The organism is Streptomyces sp. SCSIO ZS0520, assembly GCF_025643355.1.
Classification (GTDB): domain Bacteria; phylum Actinomycetota; class Actinomycetes; order Streptomycetales; family Streptomycetaceae; genus Streptomyces; species Streptomyces physcomitrii.
The window spans coordinates 5,834,015-5,859,834 of sequence record NZ_CP092644.1; the positions used below are offsets into that span (position 1 = coordinate 5,834,015).

The window sequence follows — 25,820 nt, forward strand, 5'->3', positions numbered from 1 at the left end:
ACCGGACCATCCGACCGGTGGCGTCGCCTACCCTCGGGACATGACCTCGCTGCCCTCGGTTTCGCCGTACGACAACATGACGCCGGTCGTCCAGGCCGCCTACCGCGCCCGGTCCGCCGCGGCGGACCTCGCCCCGCTGCCGCGCGCGGTCAAGGACGACGCCCTCCTCGCGATCGCCGACGCCCTGGAGGTCCGCACCCGCGAGATCGTCGAGGCCAACGCCGAGGACGTCGCCGCCGCCCGCGAGGCCGGCACCGCCGAGTCCGTGGTCGACCGGCTCACCCTCACCCCGGAGCGGGTGCGCGCCATCGCCGCCGACGTCCGCGAGGTCGTCGTCCTGCCCGACCCGGTCGGCGAGGTCGTCCGCGGCTCGACCCTGCCGAACGGCCTCGACCTGCGCCAGGTCCGCGTCCCGCTCGGCGTCGTCGGGATCATCTACGAGGCCCGGCCCAATGTCACCGTCGACGCCGCCGCGCTCTGCCTGAAGTCCGGCAACGCCGTACTCCTGCGCGGCTCCTCCTCCGCCCACCGCTCCAACACCGCCCTGGTGCGCGTGCTGCGGGACGCGGTCGGCGGCGCGGGCCTGCCCGCCGACGCGATCCAGCTCGTCCCCGGCGAGAACCGCGAATCGGTACGCGAACTCATGCGCGCCCGCGGACTCGTCGACGTCCTCATCCCGCGCGGCGGCGCCTCCCTCATCCGCACCGTCGTCGAGGGCTCCACGGTGCCCGTCATCGAGACCGGCACCGGCAACTGCCATGTGTACGTGGACGCCGAGGCCGACCTCGACATGGCCGTCGACATCCTCGTCAACTCCAAGGCGCAGCGCCCCAGCGTCTGCAACGCCGCCGAGACCCTCCTGGTCCACCAGGACATCGCCGACGCCTTCGTGCCGCGCGCCCTGGACGCCCTCGCGGAGGCCGGGGTCACCGTCCACGCCGACCAGCGGCTGCTGCCCTACGCGGAGGGCACCAAGGCCACCGTCGTGGAGGCCACCGTCGAGGACTGGGAGACCGAGTACCTCTCGTACGACATCGCCGCCGGGATCGTCGACTCCCTGGAACAGGCCGTGGAGCACATCCGGCTCTGGTCCTCCGGGCACACCGAGGCGATCGTCACCACCTCGCAGCGCACCGCCCGCCGCTTCACCCAGCTGGTGGACTCCACCACGGTCGCCGTCAACGCCTCGACGCGCTTCACCGACGGCAGCCAGTTCGGCTTCGGCGCCGAGATCGGCATCTCCACCCAGAAGCTGCACGCCCGCGGCCCCATGGGCCTGCCCGAGCTGACGAGCACCAAGTACATCCTCACCGGCGACGGCCACACCCGCGGCTGAGAATCCCGGGCCCCCGCCCAGGCCCCCTGCACAAAGCGGTCCCCCGGGTCTACTCTGGGCAGCGTGCCGAAGGACGTGGGGGGCACACCGTCGCACGACGGCCGCGACCCCGACGAGAACCACGACCACGGGGGCGCGGACGAGGAGTCCGCGACCGTGGTGTTCGACGAGGACTTCGTCCGCTCGGCACCCGTCCACGAACCCAGCGCGGTGGAGCGCCTCCTCGCCGCCGCCCGCGCCCGCGCCGCGGCCGCCGAGGCGGAGGAGATCCGCCGGGGCCGCCTGTGGCGGGCCCCGCTCACCGAGGGCCAGCGCATCCCCGACGAGGCCTACGGCCCCGAGGACTTCGGCGACCTGGAGGACGGCTACGGCTCGTACGGCGGCTACGCCCGCTGGCACCGCCCGGTGGCCTGGATGCTCGCCGTGGTGATGGGCGTCGGCGTGGTCGCCCTCGCCTTCACCGCCGTCTACCGGGGCGCCTCCGCCTCCGGCGACCCCGAGCCCGGCCGCCCGGCCAGCTCCAGCGAGGTCGACAAGGGCGCCCCCGCCGGATCCGCCGACCTGATCCGCGGCGGCCAGGAGGAACTCTCCGGCGCCTCCCGCACGCCCTGAGGCCCACCGCGCCTGCGGCGGCGGGGACCGCGCCGGGACGGCCGCGGTGCCCCCGACCTGCGCGGGGCCCGGCGGGGGAGCGGCGCGGCGGCGGGCCAGGCCGAAAGCCGCCGCAAGTTGTCGCATACCCGCGCGTTTACGGGGGTCCGCCGCGACCTACTCTGAAGGTATGAGCGGGCCAGGAGACCCACCGCAGGGCACACCCGAGGGCGCTCCCGGCGGTGGCGACGACGAGTACCGATCCGTCGTCTTCGACGAATCGTTCGTCCGCGCTGCCCATCTGCAGGAGTTCTCCGCCGAGGAGCGCATCGCCGACCCGGACCACATTCCCGCCGTCCGCCGGACGCCCCGGCTGCACCGCGGGCTCACCCGGCAGGCCCTCGTCCTGGTGCTGCTGCTCGCCGTGGCCTTCGGCACCGCCATCTACATCGGGGTCCGCCACCCCTACCAGTCGCCGACCGCCTCCGGACGGCGCACCGAACCGCTGCGGATGACCGTGATACCGCTGGCACCGCCCGGCCGGGTCCCGGGAGCGCCGACGGTGCGGGCGCTCTTCCAGAAGAGCCCGGCGGCCCGCTTCGCGATCGGCGGCGAGGGCATCAGGCTGCCCGCCGCCAAACCCACCCCGCACTTCTCGGACAGCCAGATCATGTCCGCCCTGACCACCGCCAAGGACTACCTCGTCGCCTCCTCGCTCGACCCGCAGGTGGTCGGCGGCGGCAGCACGGAGCCGGTACGCGAGCTGCTCGACCCCGGCCAGACCGCGCAGTTCGACGAGAGCTTCGCCCGCCCGGTGCCCGGCGCCCGGTACGCGGCCACCGGCTGGGCGGTCCGCCTCAACCCGGGCACCGTGCGCCTGGCCGACCCCGAGATCCGCGTCCAGGGCACCGTGCACGCCGCCGAGGCCGACTCCCGCACCCTCGAAGTCACCTCGGAGCACACCTTCGTCTACGCGGTGCGCCCCGCGGGGCAGGCCAAGGGAATCGAGCCCTCGCTCTTCACCGTCCACCGCGAACTGCACTTCCGCTTCGACCGCGAGGACCTGCGCGCCCATCGCGCCGAGATCCTCGTCTCGTACGTCCAGGCCGGGCCGCTGGACTGCGCGGTCGACTGGGCCGGCGGCTTCAGCCCCGTGCTCGCCGGGCAGCGGGCCAGCGGCAAGGGCCCGGCCGCGGGCACCGACCCCTACGCGCGGGGCGCGGCGACCGCGCTCTGCGGCGCCCTCGCCCCGCACCCGGCGGGCGGCGGCGCGCAGGGGCAGGCCGCGGCGCCGACCGGCTGACGCCCGCCGGCCGCCCGCCCCCGCGAGCCGCTACTGCCGGCGCCCGTCCCCGGACTCGCCCGAGCCGTCCGTACCGGAACCCTCGGAGCCTTCGGTGTCCTCGGCGCGATCGCCCGCGGCGGTGCCCCGCCCGCCCCCGGTGAACTTGTCCCGCACCTTGCCGCCGAGGTCGCCCGCGCCGCCCGCGAGGTCGGTGACCAGCTTCATCAGCGGGTCCTTGGAGCTCTTTATGTCGTTGGCGTAGTGCGCGGCCGAGGCCCGGAAGGAGTCGGAGACCGAGGCGTCCTTGTCCTCGTCCCGCTTCGGGTAGTGGCCGTCCATGATCCGCTGGAAGTCCCGGGAGGCCGCCCACTTCTTCAGCTCGGCCGCCCGCACGGTGGTGAAGGGGTGCGAACGCGGCAGTACGTTCATGATCTTGAGCACGGAGTCGCGCAGGTCACCGGAGTGCTCGTACTCCTCGGCCTGGGCGAGGAAGGCGTCGACGTTCATCTCGTGCAGGTGGTTGCCGCCCGCGAGCTTCATCAGTCCGCGCATCGAGGCCTGGATGTCCTGGCCGACGAGCAGCCCGGCCCGGTCCGCCGACAGCTCCGACTTGCGGAACCACTCGCGCAGCGCGGTGACGATGGCGTAGATCGCGACGCTGCCCAGCGGGATCCAGGAGACCTTCACGGCGAGGTTGGTCAGGAACAGCAGGACCGTGCGGTAGACGGCGTGGCCGGAGAGGGCGTGGCCCACCTCGTGGCCGACGACCGCGCGCATCTCCTCCTCGTCGAGGAGCTCCACAAGTCCCGTGGTCAGGACGATGATCGGCTCGTCGAGGCCGATGCACATGGCGTTCGGCCGCGGGTTCTGGGTGACGTAGAGCGGCGGGACCTTCTCCAGGTCCAGGATGTAGCAGGCGTCCCGCAGCATGTCGTTGAGGTGGGCGAACTGCGCGTCCGAGACCCGTACCGAGTCCGAGAGGAACAGCAGCCGCAGGCTCCGCTCCGGCAGGAGCCCGCTGAGCGTCTTGAAGACGGTGTCGAAACCGCTCAGCTTGCGCAGCGCGACCAGCGCCGACCGGTCGGCCGGGTGCTCGTACGCCCGGGAGGAGATCCCGGGAAAACGCCTGCGCTGCCTGCTCGGGACCTTCTCGAAGCCTTCAGTCATGAATCCCCCATCGGGCAGTGGTCGAAATGGAGCGCATACGGGCGTCGATCGCGAAAGAGCCTGCCGCCCCGGCCTCACAGTAGGACGCCCGGAGCGGGGTGGAAGGTTCCGCCACGGGCGCGCGACCAGGGCCCGGCAGCCGCCGCGCACACCCCCCGCGCCCCTCGGGCGAGGCCCCGCCCGAGGCGGCGGAACCGGGCGGAGCTACCGTGAACCGGAGCCACCGGAACAGCCGGAGCCACCCGAACCAGGAGAGTCCGCCATGCACGACGCGCACCCGGTGCTGCTCGCCACGGACACGGCGGCGGAACAAGGCGCCGGCAATCTGCTGCGCGTGGTGATCGTGGTCTCGGTCCTCGGCGCGGTACTCCTGGCCTGGCTGCTGCTCCGCGGCTACCGCGACCGCGACTGACCGGCCCGGGCGGTTCACACCCGCCCGCGGCGCGGTGGGCCCTCGCGGCCACTTCGCGTCCCGCCGCCCGTCCGTCCCGCCGTCCGCGCCTCCCCCTGCCCGCCGTGCTCTTGGCCACATCCCGAGCCGGGGCCCGTATCCGCGAATCCGCCGACTCCGGTACGAAGGCCGCGAGGCCGCCGAAGTGCCGAGTCGGCGTGTGGGGGCGCGAGGGCCCCGCATACGATGGCGGCAGTTCTTTGTCCGCTGCCCGCTCCCCGCTCCCGGATAGGTCACGATGAGCCTCCACAGCACCGCCGCCCAGCTGGTCACTCTCGCCTCCGAGGGCGGCGAGCACGGCGGCAACCACGAAAGCCTCAACCCCTATCTCACCGGCGGCGGCGCCCTGTTCGCCCTCCTGCTGCTGCTCTGGATCACCACCCGCTTCAACCGCGACCGCTGAGGAAGACCGGGGCCGCCCCTTCCGCCCCGGCCCCCGCGGCCGGGCCGGTAGGGTCTGCACGCATGGGAGAGCAGGACAAGCCGGCCGGCCCGGTGAGCACGGTCAAGCGCCGCCTGGGTGTCATGGGCGGAACCTTCGACCCGATCCACCACGGGCACCTGGTCGCCGCCAGTGAGGTCGCCGCCCGGTTCCACCTCGACGAGGTGGTGTTCGTGCCGACCGGGCAGCCCTGGCAGAAGAGCCACAAGGACGTCACCCCCGCCGAGGACCGCTACCTCATGACGGTGATCGCCACCGCCGAGAACCCGCAGTTCTCGGTGAGCCGTATCGACATCGACCGCGGCGGCGCCACCTACACCACCGACACCCTGCGCGAGCTGCACGCCCTCGACCCGGACGCCGACCTCTTCTTCATCACCGGCGCCGACGCCCTCGGCCAGATCCTCACCTGGAAGAACGCCGGGGAACTCTTCTCCCTCGCCCACTTCATCGGCGTCACCCGCCCCGGCCACGTCCTCGCCGACCCCGGCTTCCCGGACGGCGGCGTCTCCCTGGTCGAGGTCCCGGCGCTGGCCATCTCCTCGACGGACTGCCGCGCGAGGGTCGCGGCGGGGGACCCGGTCTGGTATCTGGTGCCGGACGGAGTGGTGCGGTACATCGACAAGAGAGCCCTGTACCGCGGCGGCACACCCCGGGGCGGAGGCGCACCATGAGCGACGGCTACCGCGGATACGGCGAGGACGGGCACCGGGACCCCACCGGCGAGCCCTACGAACTCGTCGGCTACGACGCCTCGGGCGCCCCCGTGTACCGCAGGGTCCCGGACGCCCCGCCCCCGCAGGACTCCTACGACCCGTACGGGCAGCAGCAGCCCTACGCCGACCCGTCCCCGTACTCCCACGACCGGTCCCAGGGGCAGAGCCAGGGCTACGGCTACGACCCGTACGCCCAGGACACCGGCCCCCAACAGCCGTACCGGCCCCAGGACTTCGAGACCTCCGGCCAGCAGGGCTACGAGACCTCCGGCCCCCGGGGCTATGAGCCCTCCGGCTACGAACAGCCCGCCTCCCAGGGGTACGAGCCGCAGGGCTATGCGTCCCCCTACGAGTCCCAGGGCTACGCCCCGCCCTCCCCGCCCTCCCCGTACGAGCAGCCGTCCCCTTACGCGCAGCCGGGGTACGGGCAGCAGCCGGCCCACGACCCGTACGCCACCGGCCACCAGGGCGGGCAGGGCCACGGCGCCCAGGACCCGTACGGGCCGCTCGGGGACGGCACCGGGCAGCAGCCGCCGGTGCCGCCGGGCGATCCCTACGCGCAGCTCGGGGACACCGGCCCGCAGCCCGGCCCGGGCCGGACCGGGCTCGGCGAGGCGGACCGGATCCCGCAGCAGTCCCGGCGGGCGCCCGCGCCCGAGCACGGCCGGGAGGGCGACAGCGGGCAGGACGGGTTCGGCCCGCGGGACGGGTTCGGTGGGCAGGACGAGTTCGGCGAGCGCGGTGAGGAGGACTACCGCACCGAGCAGTTCTCCTTCGTCGAGGAGCCCACCGAGGACTCCGAGGACGTCATCGACTGGCTGAAGTTCACCGAGAGCCGCACCGAGCGGCGCGAGGAGGCCAAGCGGCGCGGGCGCAGCCGCCGCCTGGCGCTGATCTGCGTCCTGGTGCTCGCCCTGCTCGGCGGCGGCGGATACCTCTGGTCCGCGGGCAGGATACCGGGGCTCGGCGCCGGTCAGGACGAGGGCGGCGCCGAGGCCGCGGGCCCGCAGAAGCGGAACATGATCCTGGTCCACCTGCACAACACCAAGGGCGGCGGCACCTCCACCGCGCTGCTCGTCGACAACACCACCACCGGGCGCGGCAGCACCGTACTGCTGCCCAACTCGCTGGCCGTCGCCGGGGACGACGGCAGCGCGACCACCCTCGCCAAGTCCGTGGACCAGGACGGGTCCAGCGGCACCAGCGAGGCCGTCGACACCCTGCTCGGCACCCGCGTCGAGGGCACCTGGCGGCTGGACACCCCGTACCTGAACAACCTCGTCGAACTCGTCGGCAGCATCGAGGTCACCACCGACACCGACGTGCCCGCGCCGAAGGCGAAGAAGGGCGAGGCCCCGCTGGTGCACAAGGGCGAGGCGCAGACCCTCAGCGGCCCGATGGCCGTCGCCTACGCCACCTACCGCGCCCCCGGTGAGCAGCCCACCGCCCAGCTGGAACGCTTCGGCCAGGTCATGCAGGGCGTACTGCGCAAGCTCTCCTCCGACACCCAGGGTGCCACCGTCACCGTGCAGTCCCTGGCGCAGATCCTCGACCCCTCGCTGCCCGAACGCGAACTCGGCGCCTTCCTCGCGGGCCTCGCCGAACGCGCCAAGGGCGGCGACTACGAGACCGCGCTGCTGCCCGTGCGGGACGACGGCACCCTGAGCCGCGAGGCCACCGACGGGGTGGTCGAGAAGGTCCTCGGCGGCACCGTCAAGGCACCCGGGAAGGGCGACGCCCTGCGCGTCGGCGTCCGCGGCGGCACCGGGGGCGGCGAGGGCCGGGACGAGGTCGAGAGCGCCCGGGTCAGCCTGGTCAACGGCGGCTTCACCTTCGTCGACGGCGGCAGCGGACAGCACACCGGTGACTCCCAGGTCCAGTACGCCGACCCCGCCCGCAAGCAGCAGGCCGTCGAGGTGGCCAAGACCCTCGGCCTGCCCGCGAGCGCCGCACGCAAGGGCAAGGTCCCGGCCAACGCCGACGTCCTGGTGCAGCTCGGCGGCGACTACGAGCCGCCGGAGCCGGACTGAACCCGGCGGCACCGGCCGGGCACGGCGGACAGGGGCGGGCGGCCGCGGCGCGGCCCGCCCCCGCGGCCCGGGTCACGGCTGTGCACCGGCGTTCCGCCCGTCCCGGGGACGCCGGAGGTACGTGAGATCCTGGAAGCCGTGCCCACGACCGGGCCGACCGGGCCGGCACACCGCCCCGCATCGCCGAACGAAAGCCAGGAATGACCGCCACGGACCGCGCCATCGAACTCGTCACCACCGCCGCCCAGGCCGCGGCCGACAAGCTCGCGCACGACATCATCGCCTACGACGTCAGCGATGTGCTCTCCATCACGGACGCCTTCCTCCTCGCCTCCGCGCCCAACGACCGCCAGGTCAAGTCCATCGTCGACGCGATCGAGGAGCGCCTCAACAAGGACCTCGGCGCCAAGCCGGTCCGCCGCGAGGGCGACCGCGACGCCCGCTGGATCCTGCTCGACTACGTCGACGTCGTGGTCCATGTGCAGCACAGCGAGGAGCGCGTCTTCTACGCCCTGGAGCGGCTCTGGAAGGACTGCCCGGAGCTGGAACTGCCCGAGGAGGCCAAGGCCACCCGCGGCAAGGGCGCCGAGTACGCGCAGCGGCAGGAGGCCGCCGATGTCGCGCCCGAGCTGCGGGAGCTCGGCGGGGAGATGCGGTGACCACCCCCGCCCAGCCGCAGTCACCGCCACAGCCCGCGACCGCCGAGTCCGCCGGGACCCCCGCCCGGCAGGAGGAGGCGGCCCGGGAGCGCGCGCCCCGCAAGGGCCGCCGGATCATCCTGTGGCGGCACGGGCAGACCGCCTGGAACCTGGAGCGCCGCTTCCAGGGCAGCACCGACATCGCGCTGACCGAGGCCGGCGTCGGCCAGGCCCGCCGCGCCGCCCGGCTGCTCGCCTCCCTGGAACCCCAGGCGATCATCGCCTCCGACCTCAGCCGCGCCGCGGACACCGCCGCCCAGCTCGCCGCGCTCACCGGCCTGCAGGTCACCCACGACGAGGCGCTCCGCGAGACCTACGCGGGCGTCTGGCAGGGCCTCACCCACGAGGAGATCATCACCCGGCACGGCGAGCAGTACGCCGCCTGGAAGCGCGGCGAGCCGGTGCGCCGCGGCGGCGGCGAACTGGAGACCGAGGTCGCCGACCGCGCCGCTCCCGTGGTCCTCGCGCACGCCTCCAAGCTGCCCGAGGACGGCACCCTCGTCGTGGTCAGCCACGGCGGCACCCTGCGGACCACCATCGGGCGCCTGCTCGGCCTGGAACCGCACCACTGGGAGAGCCTCGGCGGCCTCTCCAACTGCTGCTGGTCCGTGCTCGGCGGGGGCGCGCGCGGCTGGCGGCTCCTCGAACACAACGCGGGCACCCTGCCCGAACCCGTCCTCGGCGACGACGACTGAGCCGCCCGCGGGGCACCCGGGGCCGGATTTCACTTTCCGGCTTCCCGCAGGCTAAGGTTCTTCTTGTTCGCCCGCCGGGCGGGAAGAACACGGGGCTATAGCTCAGTTGGTAGAGCGCCTGCATGGCATGCAGGAGGTCAGGAGTTCAATTCTCCTTAGCTCCACGAAAGCGGAGGCGACGTGTGTCCACGGGAAGCGTGGACCTCGTCGCTTTCGTTGTTTTTGCGCGGGCTGGCGCCGCGCGGGGCGGGGGCTTCGCCACCCGCACCCTCATCGTCTCGGGTTGCGGTCGTCGGTTCGGTGGCCGCTTTTGGTTGCGGTCGTTGGTTGGGTGGCCGGCTTTGGGTGCGGTTGTCGGTTGGGTGGCCGTCTTTGGGTGCCGTCGTGGGTTGGGTGTCTGCCTCGCGGTGTGGTCGTTGTCGTTGGTTGAGTGGGCGGGTCGGGTTCAGGGGATCGGTCGGCCGTTCGGGCAGGGCTGAGGTTGTCGCTCGGTGGGGGCTTCTTCTGGACCCTGTGGTTGAGGGTTTCAGGTTGGGCTTCGGGTGGGCACGTCCTCGGGTGCGGCCGGGGGACCAGGCGCTCCCCGCTTGGGTGGACGGTCTGCCCGTAAGGCATCGCTGACCGTAGTGGCCGGGCCGTGGCAGAATCGGTACGGCCGGACGGGGGGACACCGGTCCGGCGGGAGGGAGAGGCGATGCCTGCGCGCAACCCCGAGGAGATCCCGCTCCTCGGCGTAGCGAGTTCCGCGACCGAGGCCGCCTCCGTGAGAACCCACCTGAACTGCCCGTCCTGCGGGTCCGCCCATGTCGCCCAGGTCCTCGGGGACAACGGCGGCGTCTCCTACGTGTGTACGGCCTGCGGCCACAGCTGGAGCTGAGCGATGGGTGCACACAGGAGGAAATGCGACTGGTGCGGCAGCGGTACGCCCATCGTCCGCGACATGGAACCCGTCAACCCCGACTACCAGTACTGGTGCGAGGAGTGCGCGCGGGCGCTGATCATAAAAGGCGACCCCATCGAGACCTACCGGGAACTCGAAGGGGAGCCCATCTACGGCAGGCTCCTCGACGAGCACTGCACCCTCAAGCGCTTCTACACCTTCGCCACCGCCTGAGGCACCGGCCCCGCCGGACGCCCAACTCCCCTCCCCGGCACCGCCGTCCGGCCCCCGTCCCCCTCCACGGGAAACGATTTGGTGGTGGGCCGCCCCGACCGTGTAATGTTGGCGTCGCCGCCAGGGAGACCAGGCGGAAGCAGCACGGGGCTATAGCTCAGTTGGTAGAGCGCCTGCATGGCATGCAGGAGGTCAGGAGTTCAATTCTCCTTAGCTCCACGAAAGCGGAGGCGACGTGTGTCCACGGGAAGTGTGGACCTCGTCGCTTTCGTTGTTTTTGCGCGGGCTGGCGCCGCGCGGGGCGGGGGCTTCGCCACCCGCACCCCCATCGTCTCGGGTTGCGGTCGTCGGTTCGGTGGCCGTCGTGGGTTGCGGTTGTCGGTTCGGCGTCTGCCTCGGGGGGACCGTCGTCGGTGGGGTGCCCGCCTCGGGGCGGTGATCCGGTTGGCCGTTCGGCTGGGCGAAGGGTGAGGCCGGGCTCCGGTGGGGTGGACCGGGGCTGGGCTTACCTCGTCGCGGGGGGTGTGGGGGCTGCGGTACCCTGACGCCATGCGTGCCGTACGCCTTCTGCTTAGCGGGCCGCGCTGATCAGTCCCGACCGCCGGAGTACCTCGGTCGGCATCGGCGCGGCGTCCCCTCCTGTGCGAGGGGATTTTTCGTTTCCGGACCGCAGGCAGAGACGACCCATGGAGCTTTGAGGATCATGAGCGAGACCAACTCCTCCGCCGCCGACGCGTCGGGGACCGCCACCTCCGAGTCGGCGCCCCACCGCTACACCGCCGCCACCGCGGCCGGTATCGAGGCACGCTGGCAGGACTTCTGGGACGCGCAGGGCACGTACGAGGCGCCCAATCCGAGCGGTGACCTGGCCGGGGATCCCGCCGTCGCCGCCCGGCCCAAGAAGTTCATTATGGACATGTTCCCGTATCCCTCCGGTGCGGGACTGCACGTCGGGCACCCGCTGGGCTACATCGCCACCGATGTCTCCGCCCGCTACCAGCGCATGACCGGCCACAACGTCCTGCACACCCTGGGCTTCGACGCCTTCGGCCTGCCCGCCGAGCAGTACGCGGTGCAGACCGGCACCCACCCGCGGGTCTCCACCGAGGCCAACATGGCCAACATGCGGGCCCAGCTGCGCAGGCTGGGCCTGGGCCACGACAAGCGGCGGTCCTTCGCGACGATCGACCCCGAGTACTACAAGTGGACCCAGTGGATCTTCCTGCAGATCTTCAACTCCTGGTACGACGAGGAGGCCGCCAAGGCCCGGCCCATCGCGGAGCTGATCGCCCAGTTCGCCAGCGGTGAGCGCGCCGTCCCCGGTGAGGGGCGCTCCTGGAACGAGCTGGACGCCGCCGAACGCGCGAGCGTGCTGGGCGAGTACCGGCTGGCCTACGCCTCCGACGCACCTGTCAACTGGTGTCCGGGCCTGGGCACCGTACTGGCCAACGAGGAGGTCACCGCGGACGGGCGCTCCGAACGCGGCAACTTCCCCGTCTTCAAGGCCAAGCTGCGCCAGTGGAACATGCGCATCACCGCCTACGCCGACCGCCTGCTGGACGATCTGGACGGCCTGGACTGGCCCGAGGCGATCAAGCTGCAGCAGCGCAACTGGATCGGCCGCTCCGAGGGCGCCCGCGTCGACTTCCCCGTCGGCGAGGAGGCCATCACCGTCTTCACGACCCGTCAGGACACCCTGTTCGGCGCCACCTACATGGTGCTGGCCCCCGAGCACGACCTGGTCGACCGGATCGTCCCGGCCGCCTGGCCCGAGGGCACCCACCCGGTGTGGACCGGCGGCCACGCCACCCCCGCCGAGGCCGTCGCCGCCTACCGCAAGCAGGCCGCCGCCAAGTCCGACGTCGAGCGGCAGGCCGACGCCAAGGAGAAGACCGGCGTCTTCACCGGCGCCTTCGCCCGCAACCCGGTCAGCGGCGAGCAGGTCCCCGTCTTCATCGCCGACTACGTCCTGATGGGCTACGGCACCGGCGCGATCATGGCCGTCCCCGCCCACGACAGCCGCGACTTCGCCTTCGCCCGCGCCTTCGAACTGCCCATGCGCTGCGTCGTCGAGCCCACCGACGGCCGCGGCACCGACCCCGCCGAGTGGGCCGACGCCTTCAGCTCGTACGAGGCCGTCCTGACCAACTCCGCGGGCGAGGGCATCGACCTGAACGGCCTGGGCGTCACCGAGGCCAAGGCGCGCACCACCGAATGGCTGGAGCGCACCGGCATCGGCAGCGGCACCGTCAACTTCCGCCTGCGGGACTGGCTGTTCAGCCGCCAGCGCTACTGGGGCGAGCCCTTCCCGATCGTCTACGACGAGGACGGCGTCGCCCACGCCCTGCCTGAGTCGATGCTGCCGCTGGAACTGCCCGAGGTCGACGACTACTCCCCGCGCACCTTCGACCCGGACGACGCCGACACCCAGCCCGAGACCCCGCTGTCCCGCAACGACGACTGGGTCCACGTCACCCTGGACCTGGGCGACGGCCGGGGCCCGCGCCCGTACCGCCGCGAGACCAACACCATGCCCAACTGGGCCGGTTCCTGCTGGTACGAGCTGCGCTACCTGGACCCGCACAACACCGAGAAGCTGGTCGACCCCGACGTCGAGCGGTACTGGATGGGCCCGCGCGAGTCCATGCCGACCGGCGGCGTCGACCTGTACGTCGGCGGCGCCGAACACGCCGTACTGCACCTGCTGTACGCGCGCTTCTGGTCCAAGGTCCTGTTCGACCTGGGCCACATCTCCTCCGCCGAGCCCTTCCACAAGCTGTTCAACCAGGGCATGATCCAGGCCTACGTCTACCGGGACAGCCGCGGCATCGCCGTCCCGGCCGCCGAGGTCGAGGAACGCGACGGCGCCTACTACCACCAGGGCGACAAGGTCTCCCGGCTGCTGGGCAAGATGGGCAAGTCCCTGAAGAACGCCGTCACCCCGGACGAGATCTGCGCCGAGTACGGCGCGGACACCCTGCGCCTGTACGAGATGGCGATGGGCCCGCTGGACGTCTCGCGGCCCTGGGACACCCGCGCGGTCGTCGGCCAGTACCGGCTGCTGCAGCGGCTGTGGCGCAATGTCGTCGACGAGCAGAGCGGCGAGGTCACCGTCGTCGACCGGGAGCTGGACCCGGAGACCGACGGCGACACGCTGCGCGCCCTGCACAAGGCCGTCGACGGCGTCCGCCAGGACCTGGCCGGGCTGCGCTTCAACACCGCCATCGCCAAGATCACCGAGCTGAACAACCACGTCACCAAGAACGCGGGCGCGGTGCCCCGCACGGTCGCCGAGCACCTGGTCCTGATGATCGCCCCGCTGGCCCCGCACATCGCCGAGGAACTGTGGCACCGGCTGGGCCACGAGGACTCCGTGGTGCACCGCGACTTCCCCGTCGCCGACCCCGCGTACGTGGTCGACGAGACCGTCACCTGCGTCGTCCAGATCAAGGGCAAGGTCAAGGCCCGCCTGGAGGTCTCCCCGTCCGTCTCCGACGCGGACCTGGAGCAGGCGGCCCTGGCGGACGCCAAGGTCCAGGCCGCCCTGGACGGCGCCGGAATCCGCAAGGTCATCGTCCGCGCACCGAAGCTGGTCAACATCGTTCCCGCCTGAGGGCCGTTCCCCTGCCGGGTCCGCCGCGATGCCGCGGACCCGGCTCGGGCGTGGGTCCGGGACAACCCCTAGGGGGAGCCTCGGGGTCCGCTCAGGAACCTCCCGCCCGCCGTCTCCGTTTACGGTGGAGAGTGCGGGCGGGCCCGTGCCGCCGGTACGGCGAGACCGAAACGCGGACGGACACCGGACGCAGAGGCAGGAGGGAGCGCCATGGAGGTCGTGGTCACCGTCGTGGTGCTGCTGTTCGTGCTGTTCGTGGCACTCGGTGTGTACGCCACGGTGAAGGCCGTCGGCGCGGCCAAACGCGGCGTCGACCGCACCCTCACCCAGGCCCGGCGCACCGTCGAGGACACCACGCTGCGCGCCAAGTCCTACGCCCAGCCGGGCCCCGCCGGTGAGCTCGCCCAGCTCCGTCTTTCGCTGCGCACCTCCATGCGCGCCACCCAGGAGGCCCTGCGCGCGGGCGCCGCCGAGGACGCCGGCCTGAGCGAATCACTCGCCCTGTTCACCCGGCTCAGCACCCACGGCCAGGAACTCGACGCCACCCTGCGCCACCTGGAGTCCGAGCCCGACAAGGCCGTCCTCGCCCAGCGCATGCCCGAGCTGCGCCGCCGCACCGAACGCATCACCGCCTCCGCCGACTCCCTGCGCTGGGCCGCCCGCGACCGCGCCCGCCGCTTCACCGAGGACGAGCTGGACAGCCTGAGCGCCCAGATCGACGTCGAGGCCGGCGCCCTGCGCCACTGGACACCCGTCCCCGAGGCGCCCGGCACCCCCCAGCCCGCCGAGTGGCCGGATCCGGCGGCTCAGGGCGAGCCGCCCGGGTCCGGCGCGACGCGCTCCCCCAGCACACAGAGCCCGCCGGAGGACGCCCCCCGGGAGCGCCCCGCCCTCACCGAACCGGCACCGCCGCAGGCCCCGTACCCGTGGGAGCGGAAGGCCCGCCCCGAGAACACCACCTGAACCACCGGCGCTTGGCCGAGCCCGGGCTGCCGCCACCCCTGCGCCCCAGGTAATGTCCAGGCCATGTCCCGCCATGTCGCGATCGTTACGGATTCCACGGCCTATCTGCCGCAGCCCGCGATGGAGCGTCACGGCATCACCTCCGTCCCCCTGACCGTCGTCCTCGGCGACCAGGCACTCGAAGAGGGCACCGAGATCTCCGCCCGCTCCCTGGCGGAAGCCCTGCAGAAGCGCAGGTCGGTCACCACCTCGCGGCCCAGCCCGCGCCAGTTCGCCGAGACCTACCGCACCCTCGCCGAGCAGGGCGCGGACGGCATCGTCTCCCTCCACCTCTCCTCCGAGTTCTCCGGCACCTACGACGCCGCCGTGCTCGCCGCCCGCGAGGCACCGGTGCCCGTGGAAGTGGTCGACACCGGCATGGTCGCCATGGCCCTCGGCTTCTGCGCGCTCGCCGCCGCCGAGACCGCCGAGTCCGGCGGCAGCGCCGAGGACGCCGTGGCCGCCGCCCGCGCCCGCGCCGAGGTGACCTCCGCGTACTTCTACGTGGACACCCTGGACTACCTCCGCCGGGGCGGCCGGATCGGCGCCGCACAGGCCCTCTTCGGCTCCGCCCTCGCCGTCAAACCCCTGCTCCAACTCCACGAGGGCCGCATCGAGAGCCTGGAGAAGGTCCGCACCGCCTCCCGCGCCCTCGCCCGCCTGGAGGAGATCGTCACCGAACGCACCGGCCGGAACCCCGTGGACATCGCCGTCCACCACCTCGCCGCCCCCGAACGCGCCGCCACCCTCGCGGCCCGCCTGCGGGAACGGGTCCCCGGACTGGGCGAGTTGCACGTGAGCGAGGTGGGCGCGGTGATCGGCGCGCACACCGGGCCGGGCCTGCTGGGGGTCGTCGTCTCCTCGCGCTGAACCCGTCCGCGGGCCCGTCGGCGGCCCCGCGGACGGGCCCGCGGCGGGCGGGACGCCGGCCCGGATGGACGGCCGCCAATTCGGAGGCGGCGCCACCGGGGCACGGGTTACCGTCGCGGATGCCTGATTCCCGGACACCCGACGCGCCCACAGCCGAAGCCGAAGCCGCAGCCACGGCCGAAGCCACTGCCACTGCCCCGGGCCGCCGCCCCGTCACCGCCGACGACCTCGACCTCGCCGTGGACCTCGCGGTCACCACCCTCCGCGCCGCCCTGGACTCCCCGGACTGGGACGCCAAGGCCGGGGCCCTCGACTGGTCCTGCTGGGAGACCGTCGAGCACCTCTGCGACGACCTGTTCTTCTACGCCGCCCAAATCGGCCCCGCCACCACCCCGTTGAACGGCCCCGTGCCCTTCCGCTGGGAGGAGGAGCGCCCCGGCGGCCCCGCCAACCTCATCCGCGCCGACCGCGGCGCGGGCCCGGCCGGGCTCCTCCAGGTGCTCCAGGCGAGCGCCGCGATGCTGAGCGCCCTGGTCCGCACGAAGCCGCCCACCGTGCGCGCCTTCCACGTCTACGGCATCTCGGATCCCGAAGGCTTCGCCGCCATGGGCCTCGTGGAGGTACTCGTCCACCTGCACGACCTCGCCCAGGGCCTCGCCCTCGACTGGACCCCGCCCGCCGGACTCTGCCGGGCCGCCCTCGACCGCCTCTGGCCCGACACCCCTGCCGACACGGACCCATGGGCCACGCTGCTCTGGGCCACCGGGCGCGGCGAACTCCCCGGCCGGGCCCGCCTCACTGCCTGGCGGTGGGACGGCAGGCCGCGGGACTGATCTGCGGCTGGGGGGCTGGCTCCGGGCGGGCGGCTCAGGGAAAACGTCACCTTCGGCGGTCCCGGTTCGCCATGGCAGGTGAGCGAGTTATCCACAACCGGCAGGTTATCCACCGCATTTGACCAAGATCATCGCGATCCTGGTGATCCGCCTAACGTCCCCGCCATGGCACTTCGGACACATTCCACGACGACCGCGACACAGGCGAGGCTGGCGACACAGGAGAGGCAGGCGCCTCCGGCGAGGCGGGCGACTCAGGCGACGGCAACAGATTCCGGGGCAGGCTCGACGGCTGGGACTGGGACTGGGACCGGGGTTGGGGCTGGGACTGGGGCTAGGTCTGAGTCAGGCGTAGGCGTAGAGGCTGAGGTAGGGGCGGGGCTGCGGGGCCCGACGGACACGGTGTTCACGGGTTCGGGAAGCAGGGCAGTCGCTGTCCGGGCGGCCCCGTCGCCACGGTTCCTCGGCGCGGCTCCCTTCGCCCGTACACCGGCCGCGCCCACCTCACCCGCGCCACCGAGTCCTGCTTCCACGGTTCCGGACGCCGACCTCCCGCGCAGGATCGTCACCAGAAGGCCCCACCGCCCGGGAGCCCGGCCCCGTGGCACCATCGCGCCCGCGGGCACGGGACCCGGACGCCCTCCCGCCGGGGACGTACGCGGCAGACCCCGCCATCGCGCCCCCACCGGCCGCCGGGCCAAACCCCCGACACCACAGGTGAACCAGCGCGCCCAGGCACTCTTCGAGAAGCCCAAGGGCGGCGGTACGGGAGTGGCCGCTCGGGACGGCGGTGGCGGGAGTGATGTGCCAGCGCCCGTTCGGGAGTCCACGCAGGAAATCCTCGACTGGCCCGTACCGTCATGGGCCCGGAGCGAGCAGAGGAAACCCCCAAGTCGGCAGCAGCATCACGCGCTGTGGGACGACCCGCCGACAATGAAGGTGCGGCCCCGCCGAGCGGGTTCGCCTTCCGCGCGGGCGGGCTCGACGGGGGATCCGGTGGCGGGTCCGGCGGCGACCCAGGCGGCAGATTCGGTGGCGGCTCGGGTGGGGGATCCGGTCGCGGCTCCGACCGTGGATCCGGCGGCGGTTCCCGTGGAGGTCCCGCCGAGGCCTGCGCCTGTACGGGGATCCGGGGCCGGGAGGGGTGCGGTACGAGGTGCCGGGGCTGGACTCGTCGGCGGCGACGGATCCGGTGGAACGTCCACTGCCGGGCCTGCCCGGGACCTCCGGATCGCCTTCCGTACGGGCCTGACCGCCGCGTCCGGTCCGCGTCCTGATCTGTATCCCGGTTCGCGTCCTGGTCCCCGTCTCGATTCCCGTCCCGGTCTCCGTTCCGGTCGGGGTGCCGAAGCCGAGGCGGAGGCGGAGGCCGGTCGCCGTTCCGGCGCGGCTTTCCCTGGTCGTGCTACCCCGGGCCCAGGCTCCGGCGCTGGTGCCGAGATCGCCCCCGGCCCGGCTCGGACGGTGGACGGAAAGCCCCGGTACCGGGACGGCGAGGGCACCGAACCCGAGGACGCCGACCCCGGGGGCACCGACCCCGCCACCCGTGAACTGCCCGGCGTTTCCTCGGCCTCGGTCTCCTGGCGCGCGCGGGCCCTCCCGGCACTGCGGGAACGGCTGCCGCTCTGGCTCCAGACCCGGTGCGGCCTGGAACGCCGCAGCGTGATCGCTCTCGCCGCGGTGCTGGTACTGGCCGCCGGTTTCGCCCTCCAGCATTTCTGGTCCGGTCGCACCCAGTCCGTACGGCCACCTGACGTCGTACGCACGGTGTCCCCGTCCCGGGGCGCGGAAACCGGCACAGCGGGAACGGCACCCGCGACCGGCGCGAGCCCTGCGACGGGCGGCGAGATCTATGTGGACGTCGGCGGAAAGGTGCGCCGACCCGGTCTGCAACGCCTCCCGAGAGGATCACGGGTGGCCGATGCCCTGCGCAGGGCCGGAGGAGTCCGCCCGGGTACGGACATCACGCGGCTCAACAAGGCCCGGGTGCTGATGGACGGGGAGCAACTGCTCGTCGGCGAGGCCTCGTCGGAGGGCGCCCTCGGGAACGGCGGGACCAACGGGACCGGCGCCGGTACCCCGGGCGGCGGTGCAGCAGGGGCGGCACCATCCGGCACCGGACAGTCCGGAACGGCGGCGGGTACGCCGGTGCCGCTCAACATGGCCACCGTGGAGCAACTGGACGCCCTCCCGGGTGTCGGCCCCGTCCTGGCCCAGCACATCATCGACTACCGCACCCAGCACGGCGGCTTCCGGTCCGTCGACGAACTCCGTCAGGTGAAGGGCATCGGCGATGCAACCTTCCCATACCGACCTCTCGACTGTCGCAAGAGCCTGGCGGTCCTTGCGAGGGGCACAAGCTACCGGCCAGGTTTGCGGCGAAATGCCTGGTCAGAGGCCCTTTCGGCGGCGTAGCGTGGAACGCGGAACCCGATCGAAAGGGTGATCAAAATGCTCCCCGACCTCTCCGTCTCCATCGCCCGGATGGACCGAGACGACCTGGCCGTCCTGGCCGACATCCTGCCCGGAGCGTTCTGGCGGGCCCCTGCCGGGACCGAACGGCGCGACTGGGCGGACACCCTCATGGGCCAGGTGATCGCCGCCCAGGAGGCGCGGGAGCGGGCAGCTACCGCCGAGTGAGGCGGGACAGGAAGGTGCTTACGAACTTCTCCACCTCCGCCCTGTCCTTCACGTCGCGTACGTCCAGACGGGCGACCCACTCGACCCCGGCGTTGATCAACAAGTCCGTTCGGCTGTGATCATTCGAGGCTCTTTTAGGGCCCTCATGATGAGGCCCATCCACCTCGATCACACCCGCCCGCCCCTTGTAAGTGATCAAGAAGTCAGGTTCCCGGGTGGAGCCGAGCACCCTCATCCTGCACAGCGGCATGATGCCGATCGTCTCGTTGTCGGGCAAGGCTGCCTGTCGCTCCTTGAGCACCTGATACACGTCAAACTCCCACTCGTTCGAGAAGTGAAGGTCATCCTTAGTCGGGTGGTTGGGCAGGTCGCGGCGGACTTTGCGTGCATGGGTTGCTCGGCTTCGGCCCGTTTGGGTGCCGGAGTTGGTCTCGCCAGCTAGCGGGAAGCCGGATGTCCGGGCGCACCGCGAACTCGTCCACTTCCTTGCCTGCTGGCATGAGCACTGTCTGCATCACCTTCTCGATGCGTTTCAGCGCCTCCTCGCCGTAGCGAGGGAACAGGTGAGCATCCACCACGAGAACGATTCTGTAGCCCTCACGATCGAACTGCGTATCCCACAAGCGCACTTCCAGCGCTGAGACATCAGCGATCAGCTCGGCAGTCCTGATGTCGCCCTGATGCTTCATCAATAGAGCGCTCGCCCCTAGAAGCCACTCACTCACGAGAGGGGCGTTCCGCTCGGCGTCCAGTGGGAGGGACATGTCAGGCGAGGACAGCTCAGGGCTCATAGGTGGGATTGTCGCATCGTGCACTGACGATCAGGGTGCGTCGAGCGGGAGTTCGGAAGCGTCTGCCGTTCCGACTGCCTCCGCGATCTTGGCGACGGCCTCGGCGCGCATCATGCCCAGGTGGACGTACGGCTTGCCGCTGTGGGTGACCATCGGCCGCACGCTGCCCCAGACGCCTTCCGGAAGCCCCAGCCCGGCCAGGGCGGCCCTGATGGCCTCTGCCGCGTCGTCGGCGGCCTTGCGGCCGTCCCGGTAGGTCTGCATCTCCATCGGCATCAGTGGCTCCCCGAAGCGTGGTCTCGAACCTTCGTGGCGTGGTTGGCGGCCCGCGTGATGTCCCCGGCCTCCTCGGCCGTCTTGAGGCTCCGCCATTCGGTCCGGCAGGTCGCGCAGCCCGGAGCCGGGGCACAGTCCAGCAGCCAGGCGTTGAACCCCACCGGCAGGTCTACCGGCCGCTCCTGAGTCGTCTTATGGCGCATCGTCAATCTCTCCCCGGCTGCGAACGGGTGTGGCAGGCGAGCCCTGGTCAGGCCCTGCCCTGACGCTAGGGACCTCTCGTGCCGGGGCTCCAGTTCCTTGCACCGACTTGCACGTCAACTTCCGCCACGTGAGGCGGTGTTGACGCGTCCGGGCAGGCAGGGAAGGCTCATGCAAGTCCGAGCAAGCACCTGGAGCCGGGAGGCTGGCATGTCCGTAGAGTTCGTGGGGATCGACCCCAACACCGACCGCGACCACTGCCCGACCGTGTGGGCCGACGCAGAGGCGCAGGAAGTCCTCTTCCAGGGCTGGAAGCCTGACGCCGAGACCCACGCCCAGTGTGAGGCGACCAGTCCGGCGAACGGTTCGGTGCCGGACACGGAAGCGATCATCCGGATTCCGGCCCGGATGATCCCGATGATCAGGGAGGCTTGTGATGCCGTCGAGCGTGCCCAGCTTCGGTGAGCTGCTGGGCAAGTGCCAGCGGTCCGCCGTCCACCTGGAGATGCGCGACTCCTACGCGCCCACGGAGCGATTCGAGGCGTGGCAGCGGGGAGAGCGCATCAACTGGGCGGATCGGGAGTCCTGGTGGCACCCGTACGACCAACTGATCGCCGACACCGTGGCCCGTGGCGTCACCATCCGGCGCGCCCGGATCGTCTCGGAGCCGGTAAGCGAGTACATCCGCTGGGAGCACTACGTCACCCACGCCAACGTGACAGCGGGCGAACAAGTCCGATGGCTGCCCAGAAGGTTGGCGACCGGCATCGCGTTGCCGGGAAACGACTTCTGGTTGTTCGACGGCACCCTGTTGAGGGTTCACCACTTCTCGGGTGACGGTGCCGTGGTGGAGGACGAGATCACGGACGAGCCGGCGGTTGCGGAGCTGTGCCGCTCAGCGTTCGATACTGTCTGGCAACTCGCCACCCCACACGAACAGTTCGAGATCTGACAGAACGGCCAGTTCGTTGCCCCAACACCCGTCCCCCAACGTCCAGAAGGCGCGCGAGGCTCTAGCTGCCCGCCTTCGGGAACTCCGTCTGGACGCTGGTATTTCGGGGCGCGAACTGGCCGTCCGCTGCGGATGGCACGAGTCGAAGTCCTCGCGGATCGAGAACGCCCGAACGCCCCCGTCAGACGCCGATATCCGGTCCTGGTGCGCCGCCTGTGGGGCCTCCGAGCAGGCGGACGACCTGGCGGCGGCCAACCGGCAGTCGGCGGAGGCGTACGTCCAGTGGAGGCGGCTCCAGGGCACCGGTCTGCGACGCTTGCAGGAGAGCGGTGCGTCCCTGTACGACCGCACCAAGCTGTTCCGCGTCTACTGCTCCGACGTGGTCCCCGGGTTCCTCCAGACGCCTGAGTACGCCACGGCGCTGCTCTCGTCCATCGCGGCCTTCCGAAAAACCAAGAACGACGTGGGCGAGGCCGTGGCGGCCCGCATGGACCGCAACCGGGTCATCCGCGAGGGCAACCGCCGGTTCCTGATCGTGCTGGAGGAGTCGGTTCTGCGGTACCGCGTCGCCGACGCCGAGACGATGGCCGTTCAGTACGGGCACCTGCTGGCCGTCATGGCCCTGCCCAGGGTCGCCGTGGGCATCATCCCGTTCGCCGCCGAGCGGACCGTCTGGCCGATGGCCACCTTCACCATGTTCGACAAGAAGAGGGTCCACGCTGACACGCTGGACGCCGCCCAGACCCTCGTTCAACCGGGCCAAGTCAAGCTCTATACGCGGGCATTCGACCGACTCTCTGAACACGCCGTGCGGGGGCAGGCAGCCCGGGGAATCATCGCCAACGCCATTAAGGCTCTCGACTCGTAATTGGGGCGTCACTTCGCCCGGCACTCCCGGCAACGCCTCTGCCCTTCCGGAAGGCTCCCCTTCCCTCCCATGCAAGGCTTTCCGCATCCCGCACAGGGGACGACGCCGGTTTTCCGGGGCGGCATCCCATTAGCGCGGGCATTGGCGTACCAATCTCGGTACGCCTTTGCCCGTCGAGCCCGTACACATTCCAGCTCTCGGCAGAACTTCCGACCTTTTCTCCCCTCGAACGGGGTTCCACATCCAATACACAGCCGATGATGCATAATCGGCCTCCAATCTATGCGGTGAATATGCAGAGCTGCATGAATATGCGGCGTTTATGTGTCCCGCCCGGGGACGCCCAGAGGGCCTGACCCCGCCGGTCGGGCCGGCTCGAATCGATCATGCCTCCGACCTGCGACTTTTGCCTTTTCTCGTCAGTGTGACGAATAGGGAGGGAAACGGTTCACAGGGGCGGGGGTCGTCCGGGGGGTGCATAGTGGCTGCATACCTACCCCCCGGGGTGGCCGCATGAATATGCAGCGTTTATGCATGGCATCGGCTTGGGGCTCCGTTTGCGCGTGAAGGTCCGCCGAGGGTGGGTGCTTTTACCCCCACGGGTGACCGCTGGTGGCAGGTAATGCACTGCTTCACGACTGCTGTGCGGCCACCGGTTCGTTGCCTGCGTTACGTTCGCTTGGCGATTCCTTGGCGGGTGGCTGTGGCTTATCCTCTGGCGGTCGTCATGGCGCTCGGCGGCCTTCGAAAGGGCTTCGTTGGGGAATTCCAGTGAATTGGTCACAGAATCACTTGTCCAAAAGGCTCGGGATTGCGCATACGTGCCATATTCCGGCGTCTCGTCATCATTGGGAAATGATTCCAATGAGTGGAAGTCAACAGGTTTCGAGTTCAGTGTTTCGGAAGCAGTGGAAACGCAACGATGAGTAGGTTTCCGTAATCGATTCAGCGATCAGGGAACACCTACTCATCGTGTGGTGGGTGGTGGTGCCCGGTCTCCTGTGCCGCACCACCCACGCGGGGCCTGGCAGTGGGGAGTTCAGGTAGCAGTTCGTCGGCAGGCGACCAGCTCGGCACGGGTTGGCAGTCGTGGCAGCAGCTTGCGACGCAGCACTACTTCGGCTTCGAGTTCTCGGTGTGGGGTCGAGCCGGGATACAGGGCCGCGAAGTGGTCCCGGTCCATGCACGCGTAGCCCAGTTGAAGCTCCGCTTGAGTAACGTCCGCAGTTTTCATGGCAGTTCGCCGATCTGCGGGTCAATCGGGGGAACCGGGGGCCCAAGGAGAGGGCCCCCGGTTTGCGGGGCGTTACCCGGTCACGGGGTCAGGTCGATGACCCGGAAGGCGGCCGGACGGTTCACAGCGAACCCGAACCGGCCCTCTGCCCGGAGCTTGACCGTGTTCGTGTCGAACAGGGCCCCGGAGTGGTCGGCGTCGATCGTGGTGCCCTGACGGACGATCAGCCGGCACTGGTTCCAGTCGGCCAGAAGTGCCGTACCGGCGGGGACACTTGTGCTCACGATCTTCGGGATGTCTCCGAAGACGTTGACGTATCCGGAGCCATCCACGACGTACTCGCCGTCAGCCGTGGTGAGGAGGTCCAGCCCCTCGGCGTCGGTCGGGTTGAGCACCCACGCCGTGGGGGCCTCGTGGGCGTTCTCCATCGCCGTGCGGGCCTTGCGGAGGGTCACCGGCACGCTGGTGTTGTACGCGGTCGTCCCGACGCCGGAGGTTTCCAGGATGCCGACGACGTTCTGTCCGCCGGTCGCCCCGCTGACGATGTCGGCTTCGAGGGCATCCAGGACTCCCCGCGACATCTCCGACTCCAGGAACCCGGAGAGGTCCTTATGGTCGGCGAAGAGGCGGAGCGGGATGGCCTCGGACAGGTGCGCGTACACCCTCACGCGGTCGGGAATGGAGGCCACGGTGTAGATCGATGTGGGCTTGGTGGCGAAGTCCGCGACGGCGGCGGCGTTGTCCGTGCGGACGGTCTGCCGCAGGTACTCGTACTCGTTGCCGGGCACGGACTGCCGGTCAACGATGAGGTCGAGCAGCCGGGCCGGGTTGGTCGGCATGGCGAACAGGCCGGTGCGGACCATCGTGGGGGCGTCCACGGCCCCGGAGGTGAGCGCCTTGACGCCGTGCTTCTCGGCCGCCTTGGTGAGCACCTGGGCGGCTTCCTGGGCCCACTGGCGGGAACCCTGGCCGATGCTGGGGGCGACGCCCTTGGTGCCGCCCAGAGGGGCGCTCTCGTAGCGTCGTGCGCCGTCGCCGGACAGGTTGCCGCCGCCCAGGTTCTCGGCGGCGTGCCCCATCGCCTTGAGTTCGGCGACGCGGGCGTTCAGAGCCTTGATCTTGGCGAGCTTTTCGGCGTTGGTGCCGGTGATGCTCCGGATCTTGGCGACATCGTGGCCGCCGTCCTCGGTGCGTGCCTCATTGAGCAGGGCCGCGAGTTCGTCCTGAACAGCGCGAAGGGTAGGGAATTCCATGACAGTTGTCCTCTTCTGGAGTGTGTACGTGGGGTTTCCGTACGCTCCGAGGACCACCTAGCCATCGGTGCGGCGACAGCCGCCCAGCCGCCGGGAAGTTGAGGGTCGGGGAGCCGCTTCCCTGTGCCGCATTCCGAAGGCCGCCCGGCCATTCGCGTCTGCGGTAGGTAGCCACCTCGCTACCGAGGGAGAAAGAAGAGAGGGTGCCGCGACCACGGCACCCTCTCGTCCCACCATGAAGGAGCGTTCCCGCACTCTAATTTCGAGAGTACGCCTATTTCCCTCTATTCGGGAATAGGGGATATGGTGTGGTATGCGTCACAATCCGGCGAGGTCGAATTCGCGGGCGTAGGCGTCCCAGAGCCTCCATTCAGGCTGCCCTATTCCTTCAAGCCTTCGGGATTCGTGCTCGAATTGCTCCGACAAGGGCTTTTCCCACACCGGAGAGATATAGACGTCACCTCCGGCGTCCTCGCGGGTCTTAAGGACCTTCCGCCAATTCTTGACGTATGTGTCCACGCCTCGCATGAAACGCGACCAGTCGGCTTCTGTGAGCGGGTAGCGCTTGAAGGCCGCGAGGACGAGTTCGCCGGGGCCGGGCACGGGAGGGAAGTCGGGGATCGTGGTCATGGCGGTTTCCTTTCGGGTGGGGCGTCCAGCTCAGGACGCCCAAGGAGGGGCTGCGTGGCGTTCTGGCGGCTTTGTGGTGCCGATCGGCGTCCGTGTACCGGGAGGGGTGTCGAGGGGCTTCCTCTGGGGCGT

Annotated in this window: 26 protein-coding genes and 2 tRNA genes; 22 read left to right on the forward strand and 6 right to left on the reverse strand. The window is 71.0% G+C overall.

Annotated features, from left to right (window positions below):
- Positions 1-49: 49 nt before the first annotated feature.
- From MID12_RS23245 to MID12_RS23255, 3 genes are all read left to right on the forward strand, one after another.
- Complete coding sequence (locus tag MID12_RS23245; protein WP_263173391.1) at positions 50-1,336, forward strand: glutamate-5-semialdehyde dehydrogenase; 1,287 nt, start codon at positions 50-52, stop codon at positions 1,334-1,336.
- A gap of 63 nt (positions 1,337-1,399) precedes the next feature.
- Positions 1,400-1,948, forward strand: a complete 549-nt coding sequence (locus tag MID12_RS23250) for a hypothetical protein (protein WP_263170487.1) — start codon at positions 1,400-1,402, stop codon at positions 1,946-1,948.
- A gap of 169 nt (positions 1,949-2,117) precedes the next feature.
- Positions 2,118-3,230 carry a hypothetical protein gene (locus tag MID12_RS23255; protein ID WP_040253663.1) on the forward strand — a complete coding sequence of 371 codons (1,113 nt, stop codon included), beginning with the start codon at positions 2,118-2,120 and terminating at the stop codon, positions 3,228-3,230.
- Between the two features lie 30 nt (positions 3,231-3,260).
- On the opposite strand, the gene MID12_RS23260 is transcribed toward MID12_RS23255, so the two are convergent.
- Positions 3,261-4,379, reverse strand: coding sequence for a M48 family metallopeptidase (locus MID12_RS23260; protein WP_263170490.1), 1,119 nt, complete (start codon positions 4,377-4,379; stop codon positions 3,261-3,263).
- A gap of 262 nt (positions 4,380-4,641) precedes the next feature.
- Between MID12_RS23260 and MID12_RS23265 the strand changes: the two genes are divergently transcribed.
- From MID12_RS23265 to MID12_RS23340, 16 genes are all read left to right on the forward strand, one after another.
- Positions 4,642-4,791 (forward strand): hypothetical protein, encoded by a 150-nt coding sequence (locus MID12_RS23265; protein WP_163011134.1) that lies wholly within the window; start codon positions 4,642-4,644, stop codon positions 4,789-4,791.
- 277 nt (positions 4,792-5,068) lie between these two features.
- Positions 5,069-5,233: a hypothetical protein gene (locus tag MID12_RS23270; RefSeq protein ID WP_040253668.1), complete on the forward strand. Its 165-nt coding sequence runs from the start codon at positions 5,069-5,071 to the stop codon at positions 5,231-5,233.
- Positions 5,234-5,295: 62 nt separating this feature from the next.
- Positions 5,296-5,946, forward strand: coding sequence for a nicotinate-nucleotide adenylyltransferase (gene nadD, locus MID12_RS23275; protein ID WP_040253670.1), 651 nt, complete (start codon positions 5,296-5,298; stop codon positions 5,944-5,946).
- The gene (locus MID12_RS23280) at positions 5,943-8,018 is read left to right on the forward strand and encodes an LCP family protein (protein ID WP_263170493.1); all 2,076 of its coding nucleotides are present in this window, start codon (positions 5,943-5,945) and stop codon (positions 8,016-8,018) included. Before nadD ends, MID12_RS23280 begins: the two co-directional genes overlap by 4 nt.
- 200 nt (positions 8,019-8,218) lie before the next feature.
- Positions 8,219-8,677 carry a ribosome silencing factor gene (gene rsfS, locus MID12_RS23285; protein WP_040253674.1) on the forward strand — a complete coding sequence of 153 codons (459 nt, stop codon included), beginning with the start codon at positions 8,219-8,221 and terminating at the stop codon, positions 8,675-8,677.
- Between the two features lie 113 nt (positions 8,678-8,790).
- Entirely contained in the window at positions 8,791-9,411 is a 621-nt protein-coding gene (locus tag MID12_RS23290; RefSeq protein WP_263173394.1) for a histidine phosphatase family protein, read from the forward strand.
- A 91-nt stretch (positions 9,412-9,502) separates the two neighbouring features.
- Positions 9,503-9,575 (forward strand) — tRNA-Ala (locus tag MID12_RS23295).
- A gap of 530 nt (positions 9,576-10,105) precedes the next feature.
- A complete protein-coding gene (locus MID12_RS23300; protein ID WP_040253677.1) occupies positions 10,106-10,288 on the forward strand; it encodes a hypothetical protein in 183 nt (60 codons plus the stop codon).
- A 3-nt stretch (positions 10,289-10,291) separates the two neighbouring features.
- Positions 10,292-10,525, forward strand: a complete 234-nt coding sequence (locus MID12_RS23305) for a hypothetical protein (RefSeq protein WP_040253679.1) — start codon at positions 10,292-10,294, stop codon at positions 10,523-10,525.
- Between the two features lie 146 nt (positions 10,526-10,671).
- Positions 10,672-10,744 (forward strand) — tRNA-Ala (locus MID12_RS23310).
- Between the two features lie 484 nt (positions 10,745-11,228).
- A complete protein-coding gene (gene leuS, locus MID12_RS23315; RefSeq protein ID WP_263170498.1) occupies positions 11,229-14,138 on the forward strand; it encodes a leucine--tRNA ligase in 2,910 nt (969 codons plus the stop codon).
- Between the two features lie 210 nt (positions 14,139-14,348).
- The gene (locus tag MID12_RS23320; RefSeq protein ID WP_263170500.1) at positions 14,349-15,101 is read left to right on the forward strand and encodes a hypothetical protein; all 753 of its coding nucleotides are present in this window, start codon (positions 14,349-14,351) and stop codon (positions 15,099-15,101) included.
- A 63-nt stretch (positions 15,102-15,164) separates the two neighbouring features.
- A complete protein-coding gene (locus MID12_RS23325; protein ID WP_263170502.1) occupies positions 15,165-16,010 on the forward strand; it encodes a DegV family protein in 846 nt (281 codons plus the stop codon).
- A 119-nt stretch (positions 16,011-16,129) separates the two neighbouring features.
- Positions 16,130-16,843, forward strand: a complete 714-nt coding sequence (locus MID12_RS23330; RefSeq protein ID WP_263170503.1) for a maleylpyruvate isomerase N-terminal domain-containing protein — start codon at positions 16,130-16,132, stop codon at positions 16,841-16,843.
- 1,464 nt (positions 16,844-18,307) lie between these two features.
- On the forward strand, positions 18,308-19,258 hold the full coding sequence (locus MID12_RS23335; protein ID WP_411576996.1) for a helix-hairpin-helix domain-containing protein: 951 nt from the start codon (positions 18,308-18,310) through the stop codon (positions 19,256-19,258).
- A gap of 27 nt (positions 19,259-19,285) precedes the next feature.
- Entirely contained in the window at positions 19,286-19,483 is a 198-nt protein-coding gene (locus MID12_RS23340; protein ID WP_263170504.1) for a hypothetical protein, read from the forward strand.
- On the opposite strand, the gene MID12_RS23345 is transcribed toward MID12_RS23340, so the two are convergent.
- The 3 genes from MID12_RS23345 to MID12_RS23355 are packed head-to-tail and all read right to left on the reverse strand — an operon-like array spanning position 19,470 to position 20,550.
- A complete protein-coding gene (locus tag MID12_RS23345) occupies positions 19,470-19,793 on the reverse strand; it encodes an endonuclease domain-containing protein (protein ID WP_263170506.1) in 324 nt (107 codons plus the stop codon). The two genes, MID12_RS23340 and MID12_RS23345, sit on opposite strands and share 14 nt — an antisense overlap.
- 37 nt (positions 19,794-19,830) lie before the next feature.
- Complete coding sequence (locus tag MID12_RS23350) at positions 19,831-20,274, reverse strand: hypothetical protein (RefSeq protein WP_263170509.1); 444 nt, start codon at positions 20,272-20,274, stop codon at positions 19,831-19,833.
- Between the two features lie 30 nt (positions 20,275-20,304).
- Complete coding sequence (locus MID12_RS23355) at positions 20,305-20,550, reverse strand: hypothetical protein (RefSeq protein WP_263170511.1); 246 nt, start codon at positions 20,548-20,550, stop codon at positions 20,305-20,307.
- Between the two features lie 411 nt (positions 20,551-20,961).
- On the opposite strand from MID12_RS23355, the gene MID12_RS23360 reads away from it, so the two are divergent.
- From MID12_RS23360 to MID12_RS23370, 3 genes are read left to right on the forward strand one after another with little or no spacing between them, the layout of a single operon-like run.
- The gene (locus tag MID12_RS23360; RefSeq protein ID WP_032782589.1) at positions 20,962-21,216 is read left to right on the forward strand and encodes a hypothetical protein; all 255 of its coding nucleotides are present in this window, start codon (positions 20,962-20,964) and stop codon (positions 21,214-21,216) included.
- Positions 21,188-21,703, forward strand: a complete 516-nt coding sequence (locus tag MID12_RS23365) for a DUF6879 family protein (protein ID WP_263170515.1) — start codon at positions 21,188-21,190, stop codon at positions 21,701-21,703. The genes MID12_RS23360 and MID12_RS23365 overlap by 29 nt, the downstream gene beginning before the upstream one ends.
- Before the next feature lie 16 nt (positions 21,704-21,719).
- Positions 21,720-22,571, forward strand: coding sequence for a helix-turn-helix domain-containing protein (locus MID12_RS23370; RefSeq protein WP_263170516.1), 852 nt, complete (start codon positions 21,720-21,722; stop codon positions 22,569-22,571).
- Between the two features lie 1,314 nt (positions 22,572-23,885).
- Here the strand turns inward: MID12_RS23370 and MID12_RS23375 are convergent.
- Positions 23,886-25,058: a phage major capsid protein gene (locus MID12_RS23375; protein ID WP_263170517.1), complete on the reverse strand. Its 1,173-nt coding sequence runs from the start codon at positions 25,056-25,058 to the stop codon at positions 23,886-23,888.
- A 318-nt stretch (positions 25,059-25,376) separates the two neighbouring features.
- Positions 25,377-25,688, reverse strand: coding sequence for a hypothetical protein (locus MID12_RS23380; RefSeq protein ID WP_263170518.1), 312 nt, complete (start codon positions 25,686-25,688; stop codon positions 25,377-25,379).
- Positions 25,689-25,820 lie beyond the last annotated feature (132 nt).

Excerpts from the sequence above, each read along its gene's own strand:
- MID12_RS23375 (WP_263170517.1), bottom strand. The coding sequence starts at position 25,058 with ATGGAATTCCCTACCCTTCGCGCTGTTCAGGACGAACTCGCGGCCCTG.
- MID12_RS23380 (WP_263170518.1), bottom strand. The coding sequence starts at position 25,688 with ATGACCACGATCCCCGACTTCCCTCCCGTGCCCGGCCCCGGCGAACTC.
- MID12_RS23270 (WP_040253668.1), top strand. The coding sequence starts at position 5,069 with ATGAGCCTCCACAGCACCGCCGCCCAGCTGGTCACTCTCGCCTCCGAG.
- MID12_RS23325 (WP_263170502.1), top strand. The coding sequence starts at position 15,165 with ATGTCCCGCCATGTCGCGATCGTTACGGATTCCACGGCCTATCTGCCG.
- nadD (WP_040253670.1), top strand. The coding sequence starts at position 5,296 with ATGGGAGAGCAGGACAAGCCGGCCGGCCCGGTGAGCACGGTCAAGCGC.
- MID12_RS23365 (WP_263170515.1), top strand. The coding sequence starts at position 21,188 with ATGCCGTCGAGCGTGCCCAGCTTCGGTGAGCTGCTGGGCAAGTGCCAG.
- MID12_RS23305 (WP_040253679.1), top strand. The coding sequence starts at position 10,292 with ATGGGTGCACACAGGAGGAAATGCGACTGGTGCGGCAGCGGTACGCCC.
- leuS (WP_263170498.1), top strand. The coding sequence starts at position 11,229 with ATGAGCGAGACCAACTCCTCCGCCGCCGACGCGTCGGGGACCGCCACC.
- MID12_RS23265 (WP_163011134.1), top strand. The coding sequence starts at position 4,642 with ATGCACGACGCGCACCCGGTGCTGCTCGCCACGGACACGGCGGCGGAA.
- MID12_RS23350 (WP_263170509.1), bottom strand. The coding sequence starts at position 20,274 with ATGAGCCCTGAGCTGTCCTCGCCTGACATGTCCCTCCCACTGGACGCC.
- MID12_RS23280 (WP_263170493.1), top strand. The coding sequence starts at position 5,943 with ATGAGCGACGGCTACCGCGGATACGGCGAGGACGGGCACCGGGACCCC.
- MID12_RS23360 (WP_032782589.1), top strand. The coding sequence starts at position 20,962 with ATGTCCGTAGAGTTCGTGGGGATCGACCCCAACACCGACCGCGACCAC.
- MID12_RS23330 (WP_263170503.1), top strand. The coding sequence starts at position 16,130 with ATGCCTGATTCCCGGACACCCGACGCGCCCACAGCCGAAGCCGAAGCC.
- MID12_RS23255 (WP_040253663.1), top strand. The coding sequence starts at position 2,118 with ATGAGCGGGCCAGGAGACCCACCGCAGGGCACACCCGAGGGCGCTCCC.
- MID12_RS23260 (WP_263170490.1), bottom strand. The coding sequence starts at position 4,379 with ATGACTGAAGGCTTCGAGAAGGTCCCGAGCAGGCAGCGCAGGCGTTTT.
- MID12_RS23355 (WP_263170511.1), bottom strand. The coding sequence starts at position 20,550 with ATGCCGATGGAGATGCAGACCTACCGGGACGGCCGCAAGGCCGCCGAC.
- MID12_RS23300 (WP_040253677.1), top strand. The coding sequence starts at position 10,106 with ATGCCTGCGCGCAACCCCGAGGAGATCCCGCTCCTCGGCGTAGCGAGT.
- MID12_RS23320 (WP_263170500.1), top strand. The coding sequence starts at position 14,349 with ATGGAGGTCGTGGTCACCGTCGTGGTGCTGCTGTTCGTGCTGTTCGTG.
- rsfS (WP_040253674.1), top strand. The coding sequence starts at position 8,219 with ATGACCGCCACGGACCGCGCCATCGAACTCGTCACCACCGCCGCCCAG.